This is a genomic window from Enterococcus sp. 7E2_DIV0204, assembly GCF_002140855.1.
GTDB lineage: Bacteria > Bacillota > Bacilli > Lactobacillales > Enterococcaceae > Enterococcus_L > Enterococcus_L lemimoniae.
Genome location: NZ_NGKY01000001.1, coordinates 586,220 through 603,533, shown reverse-complemented (window position 1 = coordinate 603,533; position 17,314 = coordinate 586,220). Strand labels below are relative to the sequence as shown.

Sequence of the window (17,314 nt, the reverse complement as noted above, 5' to 3'; positions counted from 1 at the left end):
CATGCCAAGAAACACAACGAAGAACTGAGTTGATGTTGAATGGTACAAGGTGAAGCGAAGTGGAACGTTGTTACCATATGTTATCTAGCTACGCAGGCTAGCTCCTCGGAAAAAAGATAAATTATGAATGAGGCAAAAAGCGCCTCAGTCATAATTTCCTATTTTCCTGTCAGAGCTGAACGAGCCTGATACGCTTTTATTGTTACCTAGCTACGCGGGCTAGCTCTTCGGGAAAAAGATAAAAATAGTTTGTGGTAAAAAGCACCACAATCGATTTTTCCTATTTTCCTGTCAGAGCTGAACGAGCCTACTACGCTTTTATATTAAGGAGTGAATGAACATGATTTTTGATTCTCATACTCATTTAAATGCAGAACAATTTAACGAAGATATTCCAGAAACAATTGAACATGCGAAAGAATTAGGTGTAACCGAAATGGCGGTAGTTGGTTTTGATACACCGACGATCGAAAAGTCTCTGGAACTTAGCCAACACTATAAAGAAATCCAAAGTATTATCGGTTGGCATCCAACAGAAGCCGGAAGTTATACGCCTGATATCGAGAAAAGACTACAGCATTTACTAACAACGCCAAAAGTAGTAGCACTTGGCGAAATCGGCTTAGATTATTACTGGATGGAAGATCCAAAAGAAGTTCAGGAACGTGTTTTTAGACGTCAAATCGCAATTGCCAAAGAAATGAATCTACCAATCAGCATCCATACACGAGATGCAATGGAAGATACGTATAAAATTTTAAAAGAAGAAGATATTCGGGATATTGGCGGAATCATGCATAGTTTCAGTGGCGATCCTGAATGGATGGAAAAATTTCTAGATATGGAGATGCATATTTCTTTAAGCGGTGTTGTGACGTTTAAGAAAGCATTAGAGGTTCAAGAAGTAGCTAAAGCTGTTCCTTTGGATCGTTTATTGGTGGAGACAGACGCACCATACTTAGCCCCAGTCCCTTATCGAGGCAAACGCAATGAACCAGGTTATACTCGTTATGTAGTAGAAAAAATTGCAGAACTAAGAGAAGTTCCTTTTGAAGAGATAGCGAAGCAAACAACAATTAATGCGCATCGCTTATTCAGGTTAGCTGAATGACAGATAAGTTGAGGATTGAAGAAGTTATTGTCGTTGAAGGGAAAGACGATACTAGACGTATTCAAGAAGTTGTGAATGCTGATACGATTGAAACAATCGGCTCAGCGATCAATGAGGATATTTTAGAACAAATCGAACATGCACAAGAAACGCGTGGTGTCATCATTTTTACTGATCCAGATTTTTCAGGGGAAAAAATTCGTAAAACAATTATGGAAGTTGTACCCGATGCCAAGCATGCGTTTCTCTCTCGTCAGCTTGCTGCACCTAAGAAACGAGGAAATAGTTTAGGTGTGGAGCATGCTAGTGATGAAGCGATTTTGGAAGCATTAGAGAAAATAGTTACCCCAGTCAATGGGGCAGATGATTATCAAGAAATCCCTAGACAAACCTTGATAGAGTATGGTTTAATAGCTGGGGCTCGTGCAAAAGAACGTCGTGAAAAATTAGGCGACGAATTGCGTATTGGCTACACCAATAGTAAGCAATTGACCAAACGCTTGAAAATGTTTCGGATTACAGAAAAAGAACTGATAGAGGCAATGAATAGTATAAATGAAACACCTAATGAAAAATCGGAGGAATCAATTTGACAGAGTATAAAGAAATAGCCACCCCTTCAAGAACCAAAGAAATTTTGAAGCAACATGGCTTTTCATTTAAAAAAAGTTTAGGACAAAACTTTTTAACAGAACCGAATATCTTACGTAAAATCGTTGAAACAGCTGGAATAGATACCCACACGAATGTTGTAGAAGTAGGGCCTGGAATTGGTGCTTTAACTGAACAATTAGCTAAAAATGCGGCACAAGTTTTAGCTTTTGAAATCGATGATCGCTTGATCCCAGTCTTAGAGAATACAATGAGTCCGTATCAAAATGTTACAGTGGTTCATAATGATGTATTGAAAGCCGATTTAGTGGGCACTACAAAGGAAGTCTTTGAGCAAGAGCTTCCAATCAAAGTAGTAGCTAATCTTCCTTATTACATCACTACACCAATCATGATGCACTTTTTAGAATCTGATTTAGAAGTAGAAGAAATGATCGTGATGATGCAAAAAGAGGTTGCGGATCGAATATCTGCAAAACCAGGAACAAAAGCTTACGGGTCGTTATCGATTGCTGTTCAGTATTTTATGGAAGCGAGCATTGCGTTCATTGTCCCCAAAACTGTGTTTATTCCACAACCGAATGTTGACTCAGCAATCATCAAACTGACGAAACGAGAGCAACCTGCTGTGGCTGTAACCAATGAGAAAGAGTTTTTCAAATTAACCAAAGCCTCATTCCAATTACGCCGTAAAACATTATGGAACAATTTGATTCATTTTTATGGTAAAGAGGAGGAAACAAAAGCTTGGTTAACAGAAAGCTTAACCGAAGCAAAAATCGATCCATCACGCCGAGGAGAAACATTATCCTTGGAAGAATTTGGTCGTTTGAGTAATACCTTAGAAAAAAATCATTAACTGGAAGATAGATTGAGAAAAGAAGCTCTATGCTTTTCTCAGTCTATTTTTTACCTTATGCATAATGTGAAGGGATATACTTGGAATCAGAAAGAAAATCTAATTTATTTTGACTTTATGTAAAATTATTGGATTGGGTTATTGACTTTTTCAAAATATCAAGCATAATTACATTTAGAAAGCGCTTTCTATTGTTAGGAGTGAGACCGTGGAAAATAAAAAAACAAGAAATGTTACTTGGATGTTGGCAGCTATTTTTCTAGGATACACTTGTATTTATGTAGATAAAACGACAATTGGCATGTCTCTAGTGACTATTGCAACTGATTTAGGCTTCGACCCTCAGCAAAAAGGGTTGATATTAAGTGCTTTTTTTCTAGGCTATACGATTTTTCAAATTCCATTTGGGTATTTATCCAGTAAGATCGGGACAAGAAAAATGATGATTGCTTCTGTTTTTTTAGTTGGAATTTTCCTTTTTTTATTTGGTTTTGGCTTTTCATTATTATATTTGATTTTTATTCGCTTTATGACAGGAGCCGTTGCGCATTCGGGTTATCCATCCTCTGTAAGTACCTTTATTTCACAAGAGTTACCAATGGAAAAACGAGGTCCGGCGCAATCTACGATGATCGCTTCCTCAGGTTTTGCGGCAATCGTAGGACCACTATTGATTGCACCATTGTTGCTTCAGGTGGGCTGGCATAAGACGTATTATTTTTTAGGAGCGGCTGTATTATTGATTGCTGTTTTAATGTACGTTGTGATTCCAAAAGAATTTGGCGGTATAAAGGAACATCTGCAAAATAAGGCGGCGATTTCATTTCGAGAAGTATTGAAAGATCGAAATGTCTGGATTTTGATTTTTGCCGCTTTTTTCATCAATGCGGCGATTTATGGGCTGAATGGGTGGATGGCGACTTATCTTGTAGAAGCTCATGGTCTTGGGTTATCTCAAACTGCTTGCGTAACAGCTGTCATTGGCTTTTTCACAATGGTTGCAGCGATGGTTGGCGGTGTTATGGTAAATAAATTTTTCATTGGTAAAGAGAAAAATGTTATTTTTGTGGCAACCGTAGGCGGTGGGATTTTTGCTGTGTTGGTTTCAGTCGTCGGCACATTTGTATTGAGTATGATCGCATTAACACTCGCTGTTTCCTGTGCTAGTTTAGCATTTGCAACGTTGATGAGTATTCCATTGAAACTATTTCCATCAGATGAAGTTTCTGCAAAATATGCAACGATTAATGCAATCGGTGTTTCAGGCGGTTTTGTTGCTCCAACGATTATTGGAGCCCTGATTCAATTGTCAAATGGTGCTTTCTTCAGTTCCTTCTTATTTATAGGCATTTCATTTGTAGTTGCAGGAACTATCACCTTACTGGTTCAAAAAAAGAAAGAATCCTAGTTCAGGGTTTTGAAAAAATAAAAAGGGTGTGAGAAAATGTGTACAGGTATCACAGTTAAGTCAAAAGCAGGCAATAGTTATTGGGGGCGAACCCAAGAATTTAATTTATTAATGGAATATGATGGTGCAATTATTCCCAGGAGCTATGACTTACATGTTTCATTAGATCATTTCTTAACACAATATGCTGCAATGGGCGTGGCACTTGCTGGACATCCATTATTGGTAGACGGTGTTAACGAAAAAGGATTGATGGGTGGCTCGTTTTACTTTGGCAATTATAATCGCTATATTGAATCAGAAAAAATTCGTGCTAAGGGTAAACTACCTTTAGCAGGAGCCGAATTTGTAACCTATGCCTTGACGAATTATGCTTCTGTGGCTGAAATCAAAGAGCGGGTAAATCAGGATACGGCGATTGCTATTGTTGATAATCAGATGGGAATTCCCCAGCATTATGTATTTCAAGATGAATCAGGTGCATCGGTTGTGGTTGAGCCTTCAATCGATGGTGGCTATGAAGTTTATGACAATCCAGTAGGAGTGTTTACCAATAGCCCAAAATTTGACTGGCATTTAACGAATCTTCAGAATTATGTCGGGCTTAGTGATCTAATAGCACCTGATATTCAGATGGAAGAACTTCATGTTTTTTCAAATGGTAAAGGTTCTGGTTTACGCGGGATTCCGGGAGATTTCACACCCCAATCACGGTTTATTCGAGCGGCATTTTTGAAGCATTTTTCAGAAAAAGTCGAAGATGAACAAGCAGTTGAACAAATTTTTCATATTTTAGATAGTTTTGATATTCCAAAAGGTGTTGTTAAAGTTAGTTCGGATACAGATGTACAATATACGCAATATACTAGTGCTTATGACAGTAAAGAAAAGCAAATGTACATTCATTTGTACGAGAATCGTATGATCCAGACATTGTCTTTGAATGCTGGAATATTGGACAGCTCTGAACCTCAATATTTTGAATTGAAGACTGAACAACAGTATTATTCAATGCCTAAAAAAGAATAGAATCGACTTAATTTAAATTAGATGAAAGAGAATTACGGGAGAGACTAGTCATAGCACCGAAGGAATAAATGACCAGTGACGCAAAACATTGATCATGAAGATCTCAGGTAAAAGGACCGTAGTTGGACATTACTCTGGAAAGCGGAAGCACCGAAGGAGCAACTCTTCAAGATGAAGACGAATCTCTCAGGTTTTGTACAGAGGAACAGGCATTTCTTTAAGATGCCTGTTCCTCTGTTTTTATATAGTTATTTTTGCTTGGAGGTGTCATCAAAACGAAGAAATAAAAATACAAAGAAGCAAAGGAGTAGAGAAGATGGATCTAAAAACACCTTTATATGACGCACATCTTGAAGCAGGCGGGAAGATGGTTCCATTCGCAGGTTACACGCTACCTGTCCAATATAAAGATAGTGGTGTGATAAAAGAACATTTAGCTGTTCGCAATCAAGTTGGATTATTTGATGTTTCCCATATGGGGGAAGTTGTTTACGAGGGAAAAGATGCTTTAGCGAATTTGCAGTATTTATTAACAAATGATTTTAGCAATTTAGAAATAGGTCGTGTTCGATATACCTTGATGTGTAATGAAAATGGTGGGGTAATCGATGATCTATTAGTGTATAAATGTAGTGAAGAGAAATATCTACTGGTAGTCAACGCAGCAAATAGAGCTAAAGATGTTGCTTGGATGACAGCGCACTTATTCGGTGAAGTTGAATTTTCTGATCAATCCGATCAGTTTGTTCAGATCGCATTACAAGGATCTTCTGCTAAAGAAATTATAGCGGAATTAACGAAAGAAGAAGAAATTCCAAAAAAATATTATAGTTTTACTGAACAAGCCAATGTTGGCGGTGTAACTTGTATTTTATCTCGAACGGGTTATACAGGGGAGTTTGGCTATGAGTTATACTGTAAACCGGAAGATGGACTTAAATTATGGAATCGGTTAGTAGAAACAGGTCAAGAATACGGTATTATCCCCTGTGGTTTAGGTGCACGTGATACGCTACGTTTAGAGGCAGGAATGCCACTTTATGGGCATGAAATGTCTGAAGAAATTACACCGCTTGAAACAGATCTAGGTTTTGCGGTCAAAATGAAAAAAGAAGATTTTATTGGCAAACAGGGCATACTTGATAAAGGAGAACCTAAAATTACTCGGATCGGTTTACAGTTAACGGATCGTGGGATCGTTCGTGAAGGAGCCGATGTTTATTTTAAAGGGGATAAGATTGGCCAAACAACCTCAGGTACGATGTGTCCATTTATCAATAAAGCTTGTGCAATGGCTTTAGTGGAAAAAGGAATCGTAGAAATTGGTTCACCAATCGAAGTAGAAGTTAGAGGTAAGAAAATTGCGGCTGAAGTTGTAACAATACCGTTTGTAAAAAAATAATTGGAAAAGAAGGAGTCGTTTATTATGGCAAAGGCAGAAGAATTGAAGTTTTCTAAATCACATGAGTGGGTACTTTTTGATGGAGATAAAGTTAGGATTGGTCTGTCTGATTATGCGCAAGACCAGTTAGGCGATATTGTGTTTATTGATTTACCAGATGAAGGAGATGAAGTCACAAAAGGTGAATCATTTGCGGATATCGAATCAGTTAAAGCCGTTTCAGAGGCGTATTCCCCAATCACAGCGACGGTTTCAGCAATCAATGAAGAGTTGATGGATAGTCCAGAGTTGATTAATTCTGCACCATTGGATTCATGGTTGATCGAAGTAGAGGGAGTCGAAGCAATCGAAGACTTATTAACTGCTGACGAATATAAGAAATTCTGCGAAGAATCTGAGGAGGCGTAATGAATGGGTAATTATCTTGGATCAACAGAACAACAATACCAAGACATGCTGAAAATAATCGGATTAACGGATGGTATGGATCTCTACCAAACACTTCCCAAAGAAATGATTGTAGAAAAACTTGATATTCCAGCGGGAAAATCAGAATTTGAAGTACGTCGTATTCTAGAAAAAATGGGAAAGAAAAACAAAGTCTTCTCAAGCATTTTCCGTGGTGCAGGAGCATACAATCACTATATTCCAGCTATTGTTAAGCAAATCTCAGCAAAAGAAGAATTTATGACATCCTATACCCCTTATCAACCTGAAATCAGTCAAGGGCTGCTACAGTCGATTTTTGAATATCAAACCATGATCTGTGAAATCACTGGAATGGATGCGGCCAATGCTTCAGTTTACGATGGACCAACTGCTGCGGCTGAAGCCATCAATATGTGTTTAGAGAAAAAACGGTTGAAAGTTCTGATTTCAGAAACAACGAATCCAATGACGATTCAAACAGCATTGACTTATTTTAGTTCTAGAGAAATTGAATTTATCATAGTTCCAGAAAAAGACAGTCTGACAGATTTAGCTGTCTTACAAGAAAAATTAGATGAAACAAGTGCGTGTTTCATTGTGCAACAACCAAACTATTATGGTGGGATCGAACCAGTCGAGGAAATAGGAGAATTGGTTCATAATGCGAAAGCTAAATTTATTATGGGTGTAAATCCGGTAGCCAGTACCGTTTTGAAAACAGCAGGTGAAGTTGAGGCCGACATTGCAGTAGGAGACTCACAGCCATTTGGCTTACCATTAGCTTTTGGCGGACCTTATATTGGATTTATTGCCACAAAAGAAAAAATGATGCGGAAATTACCTGGTCGGATTGCTGGAGAAACGGTGGATGAAGCAGGTAAGCGAGCATTTGTGTTAACCTTACAAGCTCGTGAACAGCATATCCGTAGAGAAAAAGCAGCCTCTAATATTTGTTCAAATCAAGCACTATGCGCATTAACGAATGCTGTTTATATGAGTACGATGGGGGCGCAAGGGATTCAGGAGGTAGCTGAGCAATGTTATAGTAAAGCTCATTATTTAGCGGATCAACTAAGTCAGATCAAAGGGGTAAAACGAAACAATGAAAGTCCGTTTTTCCATGAATTTGTTATGAGTTTTCCTGTTTCAAATGAAGCTATATTAACGAAATTAGAAGCGCATGATATCTTAGGCGGTTATCCTACAGACACAGGATTATTATGGTGCGTGACAGAAATGAATACAAAAGAACAAATCGATGAAGTAGTTGCATTGGTGAAGGAGGCGTGTGAATAATGAAATTAATCTTTGAACGCAGTGTAGACGGGTATTACAATGAAATGATCTCCCCATGTGATGTACCAACTACTAAACTTCCAGAAACCATGAAACGTCAAAAAGAGCTCCATTTACCAACACTTCCTCAACCAGAAATCAGCAGACATTATACGGAGTTAGCGAATGCAACCTTTGGGATCAATGATGGTTTTTATCCATTAGGCTCATGTACAATGAAATATAATCCAAAGATCAACGATGAAATGGCGGCTTATCCAGCTTTTGCTAATATCCATCCACTTCAGCCACAACATACGGTCCAAGGATCCCTTGAAGTTTTCACGATGGCTGAAAGTTTATTAAAAGAAATCACTGGAATGAATGCCATTACATTTCAACCTGCAGCTGGCGCACATGGTGAATTTACCAGTTTACTAATGATCAAAGCTTATCATGAAAAAAATGGCCAACCGCAACGAAATAAAATTATTGTACCCGATTCAGCTCACGGAACAAATCCTGCAAGTGTGGCAATGACAGGAATGATCACAGTTAATATTCCTTCAGATAAGCATGGTTGTGTGGACATTACAGCTTTAAAAGCAGCAGTTGGCGAAGATACAGCGGGGCTAATGTTGACGAACCCGAATACAGCAGGGATTTTTGATAAAAATATTTTAGAAATTACCAAAATCGTTCATGACGCTGGTGGATTGAACTATTATGATGGCGCAAATTTAAACGCCATTATGGGTGTGGCTCGCCCAGGTGATATGGGCTTTGACATTATTCATTTGAATTTGCACAAAACATTCTCAACGCCTCATGGCGGTGGTGGACCAGGATCCGGGGCTGTTGGTTGTAAAACATTACTAAAACCGTTTCTCCCTGATTATTATCCAGTCAAAGAAGGAACAGAAATTTCATTTACTAAACCTGAACATTCAATTGGAATGGTCAAAGGCTTTTATGGTCAATTTTCAGTATTCTTGAGAGCTTTGACATATATCTTATTTTTAGGTTCTGAAGGGATAGCCTCAGCATCTAAAAGTGCTGTACTGAATGCAAATTACATGCTTCATGAATTAAAAGATATTTTTGAAGTGCCATACGGCGAGACCTGTATGCATGAATTTGTCATCAGTTTAGACAAATTAAAAAAAGAAACGGGTGTTACAGCTTTAGATATGGCTAAAGGGATTTTAGATCATCAAATGTATCCACCGACAATGTATTTCCCATTAACGGTGCCCGAAGCTTTAATGGTTGAACCGCCTGAAACGGAATCAAAAGAAAGACTGGATGATGCAATCGCGGTCTATCGTAACCTTTATGAAGAGGCGTACAAAAATCCAGCAGCCTTTCATGACTATCCGCTACATGCTCAAATCCATCGGGTTGATGAAGTGAGAGCAGCAAGAAAACCAATTGTTCGGTATGATTTTGGAAGTGCTGATAGCTAGGTTTTTGGAGAGAAAGAAATTAGGAACTAGTTGTTCTGTTCAGTTTTTAAACTATCTAGCTTCATGAGCTAGCTCCTCGGAAAAAAGATAAACTATAATTATGGCCAAAAGCGCCATCCTTATAGTTTCCTATTTTTCAGTCGGAGCTTAATGAGCTCATTCAGCTTTTAAACTATCTAGCTTTACTGGCTAGTCTCTCGAGAAAAAGATAAAAAATAAATGAGGAAAAGAACACCTCAGTTATTTTTTCCTATTTTCTTGTCGAGACTGAGCGAGCCAGTTCAGCTTTTAAATTTATCTAGCTTCACAGAACAGTTCCCTCAACAAATAGAGAAATCATCTGAAAGTTAAAGAGCAACTTTAAGTTGATTTCCTAATTTGTTCGGGAACTAGTCGGTTCTGTTCAGCTTTTAAAGAAAGGAGGAAAGGTATGAGTTATGATTTAATTGTTATTGGTGCTGGTCCAGGTGGTTATGTGGCTGCGATTAAAGCGGCTCAATTGGGAATGAAGGTTGCTTTGGTTGAAGGGGATCGTGTTGGTGGTACTTGTTTAAATCGTGGGTGTATTCCGACGAAGGCGTTGTTACATTCTGCAGAAATTGTTCGTGAAATAAAAAATGCCAACACTGAGGGAATTCATGTTAAGGATTTACAGATAAATATGGAAGAGGTTTATGAAAAGAAAAATAAAGTTGTTGATAGTCTTGTACAAGGAATTGAAGGATTGGTCAAAGGAAATCGCATTGAGTTGATTTTTGGCAAAGCTAAAATTATCAAAGCTGGCGTAATCAAAATAGCTGGGGAAATATATGAAACGAAAAAGATTCTGATTGCAACTGGTTCAAGACCAATGATTCCACCGATTCCTGGTAGTGATTTGCCAGGTGTTGTAACAAGTAATGAGCTTTTAGCTGAGCCAAGTAATTGTAAAAGTTTGGTTATTATCGGTGGTGGTGTGATTGGCGTAGAATTTGCAACGATTTTTAATGCACTAGGTTGCGCTGTGACAATTATCGAAACAGCAGATACGTTGCTTCCAAATTTTGATAAGGAGCTATCTAAAAAATTAGCAATGACTCTAAAAAAACAAGGGATCAAGATTGCAACAAAGTCGATCGTTACCGATATTTCTAAAAATCAACAGTTGACTTGCACCTACGCTACTAAAGGAAAGGAAGAAACTGTCACTAGTGATGTGGTCTTGATTGCGACAGGACGAAAAGCCAGTTTTGCCAATTTATTTGAGTCTGAATTAGATCTAAAAATAGAGAATCAGACAATTTGGGTAGATGAAACCTTTGAAACCTCTATTAAAGGTATTTTCGCAATCGGTGATGTAGCTAGCCGTGGAACGCAATTAGCACACCTAGCTTCAGCTCAAGGAGTAAATGCAGTTTTAGGGATGAATCAACAACCAGTTGAATACAATTTAGAGATCATTCCATCTTGTGTCTATACATCACCAGAAATAGCGTCTGTTGGTATGACAGAAATCGAAGCAAAAAATATAGGTCTCTCAGTAAAAGTTGGGAAATATAATATGGCGGGTAATGGAAAAACAATGATTGCTGGAACTGGATTAGGTTTCATTAAAGTGATTGCTGATGCGGAAAACGGAAAAATCATCGGTGCTCAATTAATGTGTGCTCGCGCAACTGATATGGTCAGTGAGTTTACAACAGCAATCGTAAACGGTCTATCGATTCATGAAGTGACCTCGATCGTTCATCCCCATCCAACCTATAATGAGGGTGTGGGTGAAGCCTACGAAAATCTTCTCGGACTTGGCATTCATACAATTCCAAAAAAATAACAGAAATAGGACAAATTTTCTGAAATGTTTGGTACTATATATAATAGTAGAAAAGTTTCTTGGGTGTTAGCTTTGGAGGCACTGTTGGTAAATTTAGCAACTGCAACAGTCGATCAACCGATACAGAGTCGTCACAAGTCACTTAGCTTTAAAGGAAAAGGAGAAAAATAAATGCTAACAGAAAAACAAAAAAAGTTTGCCGAAAGTCTAGAAGAAGAACTGATTCAAATTAGAAGACATCTACATCAAAATCCTGAAATTGGCTTGGATTTGCCAAACACCGTAGCTTTTGTAAAAGAAAAATTGACTGAATATGGCTATGAACCTCAATCCTGCGGAGAGTCTGGTATTACCGTATTGGCAGGTAAAAAGAGCGGTAAAACGTTCCTTTTACGTGGTGATATGGATGCTTTACCGATTCGAGAGTTGACCGATTTGCCATTTAAATCCGAAAATGGCTATATGCATGCTTGTGGTCATGATATGCATACAACCATGTTACTTGGAGCGGCTAAACTTTTAAAAGAGTTTGAAGATGAGTTAGATGGTCAAGTAAAATTACTATTTCAACCAGGCGAAGAAATTCTTTCAGGTTCAAAAGTCTGTATTGAAAATCATGTTTTAGAAAATCCTAAAGTAGATGCTGGAATGATGATTCATGTTTTCCCATTTAAAGGGATGAAGGCAGGTCAAATCATGCCAACACCAGAAGGAACATTTATGGCCAGTGCCGATTGGTTTGAAATCAATATCAAAGGACGAGGCGGACACGGCTCACAACCTGAGACGGCGATCGATCCAATTAATGTAGCAGTTCATATCTATACCGCTTTACAAGAACTTTCAGCAAGAGAAATCGGTTCAGAAGAGCGTTTTGTTTTAACGATCGGTGAATTTACTGGTGGAACTCCTGGCGCTTCAAACATTATTCCAGAAACAACCGTAATGAAAGGAACCTTACGAACATTAAAAGAAGATGTCCGCATACAAGTTAAAGAACGAATGACTGTGATGGCTGAAAATATTGCGAAAGCTTTCCGGGCTGAAGCAGAAGTGGTTTTCACTAATGAATGTACGACAAATGTGAATGATCCAGCATTGACAGCATTTACTAAAGAATCATTAACGGAAACGTTTGGTGCTGAGCGAATCGTTACCATTCCTACATCAACACCACTTATGGGAAGTGAAGATTTTGGTGAAATCAGTCAGTTGATTCCAACAACGACTGTTCTATTAGTAGCATCTGAAGAAAATATCAATCTTCATAATCCAGCGATTGTTTTTGATGAATCTGTCTTGATTGAAGGTGCCCAAGTTTATGCAGATACAGCAATGTCTTGGTTAAAAAAAGGCTGATACTGCTCATAATATGGTGAAGTGGAGGGGAAGAAGTGGTCAAGTCAGATATTGAAATTGCGCAAGAAACAACGATACTGCCGATTACTAAAGTAGCAGAAGAAATTGGTTTGAATGAAGAACAATATGAACTTTATGGCAAATATAAAGCAAAAATCGCTGTTGAAAAAATTAAAGCTGATAAAAATGGAAAAGTCATTCTAGTGACAGCAATTACGCCAACGCCAGCTGGTGAAGGGAAAACAACCACTGTTGTGGGTCTAGGTGATGCTTTGAATCGAATTGGTAAGGATGCGATCATTGCCTTAAGGGAACCTTCTTTAGGACCAGTTTTTGGAATCAAAGGTGGTGCCGCTGGAGGTGGTTATGCTCAAGTGGTTCCTATGGAAGATATCAATCTTCATTTTACAGGTGATTTCCATGCAATTGGGGCAGCAAATAATTTGCTTGCGGCAATCATTGATAATCATATTTTCCAAGGTAATGAGCTGGGGATCGATAATCGCCGAATCACTTGGAAAAGAGCTGTGGACATGAATGATCGTCAATTGAGACATATTGTGGATGGTTTAGGAGCCAGAGTTAATGGTGTTCCAAGAGAAGACGGTTTTGAAATTACGGTTGCATCAGAAATTATGGCAATTCTATGTTTGTCTAATGATCTTGATGGCCTGAAAGAAAATCTAGCCAACATCATTATTGGCTACACATATGACAATCAACCAGTTACAGCGCGCGATTTAAATGCTCAAGGTGCAATGACCGCTTTATTGAAAGAGGCGATCAAACCCAATCTGGTACAAACCTTGGAAAATAACCCTGCTTTGATCCATGGTGGACCATTTGCAAATATTGCTCACGGCTGTAATAGTGTGATTGCTACAAATACGGCTAGAAAACTAGCGGAGTATGTTGTAACCGAAGGTGGTTTTGGAGCTGATTTAGGGGCAGAAAAGTTTATTGATATCAAATGTCGGAAATCTGGAATTCGTCCTTCAGCCGTTGTCGTAGTAGCGACAGTTCGGGCCTTGAAAATGCATGGTGGTATACCGAAAGATCAGTTAGGTGTTGAAAATGTCAGTGCCCTTAAAGAAGGCTTGCCAAATCTTTTAAAACACATCGAAAATACAACGACTGTTTTTGGTTTACCAACGGTTGTAGCAATCAATAAATTCCCAACAGATACCGAAGCAGAATTGAAGCTCGTAGAAGAAGAATGTCAAAAACGCAATGTAAATGTTGTTCTTTCCGATGTTTGGGCGCACGGTGGTGCTGGTGGTGAAGAGTTAGCAAGAGAGGTTATTCGTTTAGCCGATCAGGAAAGTAATTTTTCATTTGCCTATCCAGATGAATTGCCGATCAAAGAGAAAATCAGCGCAATCGTCGAAAAAGTATACGGTGGAACCGCTGTTCGCTATGAACCGATTGCTGAAAGAGAAATTGCTAAACTGGAAAAACTTGGATTTGGCAACTTACCGATTTGTATGGCAAAGACACAATATTCATTTTCAGACGATCAAACGAAGCTAGGAAGACCAACTGATTTTACGATAACAATCAGTAATATCAAAATTTCAGCTGGTGCAGGATTTATTGTGGCCTATACTGGTAGCGTGATGACGATGCCGGGATTACCAAAAAAGGCAGCGTATGAAAAAATTGATGTTGATTCAGATGGTAAAATTACGGGATTATTCTAAGTTTCATTAAATAATGAAAAAAACCTATGTGTCTTGACACATAGTTTTTTTTCTCGTAGAATAGGTGATGTCGTATATGTCAAGACACATCGGAGGAGATTATGAAAAAGAATTCAGTTAGGCACTTAACAATTGCGGCATTGCTAGTAGCGATGGGGATCATCATTCCTATGGTTATGCCAAGGATCGTGATTGGACCTGCTTCTTTTACTTTAGCTAGTCATGTGCCATTATTTTTAGCAATGTTTTTTTCACCAGGAGTAGCTGTTGCGGTTAGTTTAGGTACTGGTTTTGGTTTCTTTCTGTCGGCGACACCGATCATTGCCTTAAGAGCATTGTCTCATTTACTTTTTGCACTGATAGGAGCATTTTATTTACAGAAATATCCAACAATCGTGTTAACTAAGCATAAATTCGTTTTGTTCAACGGCCGTTTTCAACTGTTTAATTTTGTTATTGGCTTAATACATTCTGCGGCAGAATTAGCTGTAGTAAGTGTTTTTTACACGATGGGAAATATGCCGGAAACTTACTACACGCAAGGATATATGTATTCGATCTTTTTGCTGATGGGTATTGGCGGGCTGATCCATAGTTTGATTGATTACAACGTTGCCTATTTTGTAGCGAATGCATTAAGCAAACAATTTGATATTCCAGTATTTAGTCAGGCTAAAAAATTGGAACAAGTAAAAACGGACATTCTTCCCCAAGAGATTGAGCCGCAACAATAAAAAAACTGAGCAGCGTCTAAATACGCTACTCAGCTTTTTTATTGTTTAAGGTAATTTAATGACTTGTTCAGTTTCTGGGTCGAAGAAATGGGCTTTACTAATATTAAACGCTAAATCAACCATTTCTTCTGGTTTATGAAAGTCACGAGCATCAACTTTTGAAATAAATTCTGTATCACCTAATCTTGTGTAAAGCATTGTTTCTGCACCTAATAGTTCAGAAACAACAACTTCAGAACGAACAACTGCATCATTCATGGTATCTAAAGCCACTTGTTCACTATGAATATCTTCAGGTCTAATACCAAAGATCACCGATTTTCCTTCATAGCCTTTTTCAACCAATAATTTATTTTTCCCTTCAGGAATCATCAATTCTAAACCATGTCCATCACGGATAATACCGTTATTTAAAGTAACATTAAAGAAGTTCATAGCAGGAGAGCCGATAAAGCCTGCAACAAAGACATTGTTTGGTGTATTGTAGACTTCTTTTGGCGAGCCAATCTGTTGAATAAAACCGTCTTTCATAATAACGATTCGATCTGCCATGGTCATAGCTTCTGTTTGGTCATGTGTTACATAAACTGTAGTTGTTTCCAAACGACGATGTAACTTAGCGATTTCAGCACGCATTGCTACACGTAATTTTGCATCTAAGTTAGATAAAGGTTCATCCATCAAAAAGACTTTCGCATCACGAACGATTGCCCGACCTAAAGCAACCCGTTGTCGTTGTCCACCGGATAAAGCAGCTGGTTTACGGTGTAAATACTCTGTCAATCCTAAGATTTCCCCAGCATTTTCTACACGTTTTTTGATCTCTGCTTTGTCATATTTACGAAGTTTTAGTCCAAAAGCCATATTATCAAACACAGTCATATGAGGATATAACGCATAATTTTGGAATACCATCGCGATATCACGATCTTTTGGTGCAACATCATTCATTATTTTATCACCAATCGAAAGTTCGCCCTCTGTAATATCTTCTAAACCAGCGATCATCCGTAGAGTTGTTGATTTACCACAACCAGATGGCCCAACAAAAACGATAAACTCCCGATCAGCAATTTCTAAATTAAAATCTGTTACAGAATAATTCTCTGCATTATCGTATTTTTTATAGATATGTTTTAATGCCATTTCTACCATTATCGTCACTCTTTTCTTTTTTTAGTGTAACCTTAGTATAAATGAAAGCGCTATACATTCTCAACGGAAGGTTGCACAAGAAAAATCCTTTTTTTCGTCAAAGTGACAAAGGCCCAGTCATTCTTTTTACTCTATAGTGAAAGACTTTGTTATAATGATGAAAAGAACTCAATTGGGGGAGCAAGGATGAAAATTGCATTGATTGCGCATGATCGGAAAAAAGAGTTGATGGTTAAATTGACATTGGCCTATCAACCGATTTTAAAAAAACATGAACTATTTGCAACTGGAACAACAGGATTGAAAATATCAGAAGCAACTGGATTACCCGTGCATCGATTTAAATCAGGACCATTAGGCGGGGATCAGCAAATTGGTGCAATGATTTCCGAGGATAAGTTAGATATGGTGATTTTTTTACGAGATCCCTTAGCTGCACAACCTCATGAACCAGATGTGACAGCATTGATTCGTTTGAGCGATGTCTACGAGATTCCTTTAGCCACAAATATTGGGACTGCTGAAATTTTATTAAGAGGCTTACAAGCTGGTTTTGCGGACTTTAGAAATGTGGTTCATGAAACGGATAATAAACCGCTATCGTTTTGATTATTCCGATTAAAGTTTGTTGCGGCTGGGTAAGGAGTATGTTATATTTCATTTAGGCTTAGGCCTAATAAAAACAGAGTAGGAAATAAAGCGTTAAGTGCTGAAAGGATGGGATGTTGCCTTTTGGACGAAGAATATATGAGAGTAGTGAAATAGCTAGGACAGTTCGTTCCACTTTTTTATGATCTAGCTGCACGAACTAGCTTCTCGGAAAAAAGATAAAACTTGAATGAGGCAAAAAGCGCCTTAGTCATGTTTTCCTATTTTTCAGTCGAAGCTGAGAGAGTTCGTTCCGCTTTTCTTATATTCGCGGTTTTGTTTTCGCATTCGCTGCATATTTTTGTGTAGCAGCT

The 17,314-nt window shown here is 38.2% G+C and carries 15 protein-coding genes and 2 riboswitches; of the genes, 14 read left to right on the top strand and 1 reads right to left on the bottom strand.

What is annotated here, in order from left to right:
* Positions 1-340 precede the first annotated feature (340 nt).
* From A5819_RS02920 to A5819_RS02860, 13 genes are all read left to right on the top strand, one after another.
* Positions 341-1,111: a TatD family hydrolase gene (locus A5819_RS02920; RefSeq protein WP_086279926.1), complete on the top strand. Its 771-nt coding sequence runs from the start codon at positions 341-343 to the stop codon at positions 1,109-1,111.
* On the top strand, positions 1,108-1,704 hold the full coding sequence (gene rnmV / locus A5819_RS02915) for a ribonuclease M5 (protein WP_176271345.1): 597 nt from the start codon (positions 1,108-1,110) through the stop codon (positions 1,702-1,704). Before A5819_RS02920 ends, rnmV begins: the two co-directional genes overlap by 4 nt.
* A complete protein-coding gene (gene rsmA, locus A5819_RS02910; RefSeq protein WP_086279930.1) occupies positions 1,701-2,582 on the top strand; it encodes a 16S rRNA (adenine(1518)-N(6)/adenine(1519)-N(6))-dimethyltransferase RsmA in 882 nt (293 codons plus the stop codon). The genes rnmV and rsmA overlap by 4 nt, the downstream gene beginning before the upstream one ends.
* 208 nt (positions 2,583-2,790) lie before the next feature.
* On the top strand, positions 2,791-3,990 hold the full coding sequence (locus A5819_RS02905) for an MFS transporter (protein WP_086279933.1): 1,200 nt from the start codon (positions 2,791-2,793) through the stop codon (positions 3,988-3,990).
* A 36-nt stretch (positions 3,991-4,026) separates the two neighbouring features.
* On the top strand, positions 4,027-5,019 hold the full coding sequence (locus tag A5819_RS02900) for a linear amide C-N hydrolase (RefSeq protein ID WP_086279936.1): 993 nt from the start codon (positions 4,027-4,029) through the stop codon (positions 5,017-5,019).
* Between the two features lie 25 nt (positions 5,020-5,044).
* Positions 5,045-5,148, top strand: a riboswitch (glycine riboswitch).
* Positions 5,149-5,335: 187 nt separating this feature from the next.
* Complete coding sequence (gene gcvT, locus A5819_RS02895; protein ID WP_086279939.1) at positions 5,336-6,421, top strand: glycine cleavage system aminomethyltransferase GcvT; 1,086 nt, start codon at positions 5,336-5,338, stop codon at positions 6,419-6,421.
* A gap of 24 nt (positions 6,422-6,445) precedes the next feature.
* Positions 6,446-6,829: a glycine cleavage system protein GcvH gene (gcvH, locus tag A5819_RS02890; RefSeq protein ID WP_086279943.1), complete on the top strand. Its 384-nt coding sequence runs from the start codon at positions 6,446-6,448 to the stop codon at positions 6,827-6,829.
* 3 nt (positions 6,830-6,832) lie between these two features.
* The gene (gene gcvPA, locus A5819_RS02885; protein WP_086279946.1) at positions 6,833-8,146 is read left to right on the top strand and encodes an aminomethyl-transferring glycine dehydrogenase subunit GcvPA; all 1,314 of its coding nucleotides are present in this window, start codon (positions 6,833-6,835) and stop codon (positions 8,144-8,146) included.
* A complete protein-coding gene (gene gcvPB, locus A5819_RS02880) occupies positions 8,146-9,591 on the top strand; it encodes an aminomethyl-transferring glycine dehydrogenase subunit GcvPB (protein ID WP_086279949.1) in 1,446 nt (481 codons plus the stop codon). The genes gcvPA and gcvPB overlap by 1 nt, the downstream gene beginning before the upstream one ends.
* Positions 9,592-10,021: 430 nt before the next feature.
* Positions 10,022-11,404, top strand: a complete 1,383-nt coding sequence (gene lpdA / locus A5819_RS02875; protein WP_086279952.1) for a dihydrolipoyl dehydrogenase — start codon at positions 10,022-10,024, stop codon at positions 11,402-11,404.
* 171 nt (positions 11,405-11,575) lie between these two features.
* Positions 11,576-12,763 carry a M20 family metallopeptidase gene (locus tag A5819_RS02870; protein WP_086279956.1) on the top strand — a complete coding sequence of 396 codons (1,188 nt, stop codon included), beginning with the start codon at positions 11,576-11,578 and terminating at the stop codon, positions 12,761-12,763.
* 35 nt (positions 12,764-12,798) lie between these two features.
* Entirely contained in the window at positions 12,799-14,463 is a 1,665-nt protein-coding gene (locus A5819_RS02865; protein ID WP_086279957.1) for a formate--tetrahydrofolate ligase, read from the top strand.
* Positions 14,464-14,564: 101 nt separating this feature from the next.
* Complete coding sequence (locus A5819_RS02860; RefSeq protein ID WP_086279961.1) at positions 14,565-15,197, top strand: hypothetical protein; 633 nt, start codon at positions 14,565-14,567, stop codon at positions 15,195-15,197.
* Positions 15,198-15,242: 45 nt separating this feature from the next.
* Here A5819_RS02860 and A5819_RS02855 read toward each other — a convergent pair whose 3' ends face one another.
* Positions 15,243-16,352 (bottom strand): ABC transporter ATP-binding protein, encoded by a 1,110-nt coding sequence (locus tag A5819_RS02855; RefSeq protein ID WP_086279964.1) that lies wholly within the window; start codon positions 16,350-16,352, stop codon positions 15,243-15,245.
* A 186-nt stretch (positions 16,353-16,538) separates the two neighbouring features.
* Here A5819_RS02855 and mgsA point away from each other — a divergent pair, with 186 nt between their 5' ends.
* Positions 16,539-16,961, top strand: coding sequence for a methylglyoxal synthase (gene mgsA / locus A5819_RS02850; protein WP_086279968.1), 423 nt, complete (start codon positions 16,539-16,541; stop codon positions 16,959-16,961).
* 72 nt (positions 16,962-17,033) lie between these two features.
* Positions 17,034-17,296, top strand: a riboswitch (THF riboswitch).
* The last annotated feature ends 18 nt before the right edge of the window (positions 17,297-17,314 follow it).

Excerpts from the sequence above, each read along its gene's own strand:
- gcvH (WP_086279943.1), top strand. The coding sequence starts at position 6,446 with ATGGCAAAGGCAGAAGAATTGAAGTTTTCTAAATCACATGAGTGGGTA.
- mgsA (WP_086279968.1), top strand. The coding sequence starts at position 16,539 with ATGAAAATTGCATTGATTGCGCATGATCGGAAAAAAGAGTTGATGGTT.
- gcvPA (WP_086279946.1), top strand. The coding sequence starts at position 6,833 with ATGGGTAATTATCTTGGATCAACAGAACAACAATACCAAGACATGCTG.
- gcvT (WP_086279939.1), top strand. The coding sequence starts at position 5,336 with ATGGATCTAAAAACACCTTTATATGACGCACATCTTGAAGCAGGCGGG.
- A5819_RS02870 (WP_086279956.1), top strand. The coding sequence starts at position 11,576 with ATGCTAACAGAAAAACAAAAAAAGTTTGCCGAAAGTCTAGAAGAAGAA.
- rnmV (WP_176271345.1), top strand. The coding sequence starts at position 1,108 with ATGACAGATAAGTTGAGGATTGAAGAAGTTATTGTCGTTGAAGGGAAA.
- A5819_RS02900 (WP_086279936.1), top strand. The coding sequence starts at position 4,027 with ATGTGTACAGGTATCACAGTTAAGTCAAAAGCAGGCAATAGTTATTGG.
- lpdA (WP_086279952.1), top strand. The coding sequence starts at position 10,022 with ATGAGTTATGATTTAATTGTTATTGGTGCTGGTCCAGGTGGTTATGTG.
- gcvPB (WP_086279949.1), top strand. The coding sequence starts at position 8,146 with ATGAAATTAATCTTTGAACGCAGTGTAGACGGGTATTACAATGAAATG.
- A5819_RS02920 (WP_086279926.1), top strand. The coding sequence starts at position 341 with ATGATTTTTGATTCTCATACTCATTTAAATGCAGAACAATTTAACGAA.
- A5819_RS02855 (WP_086279964.1), bottom strand. The coding sequence starts at position 16,352 with ATGGTAGAAATGGCATTAAAACATATCTATAAAAAATACGATAATGCA.
- A5819_RS02860 (WP_086279961.1), top strand. The coding sequence starts at position 14,565 with ATGAAAAAGAATTCAGTTAGGCACTTAACAATTGCGGCATTGCTAGTA.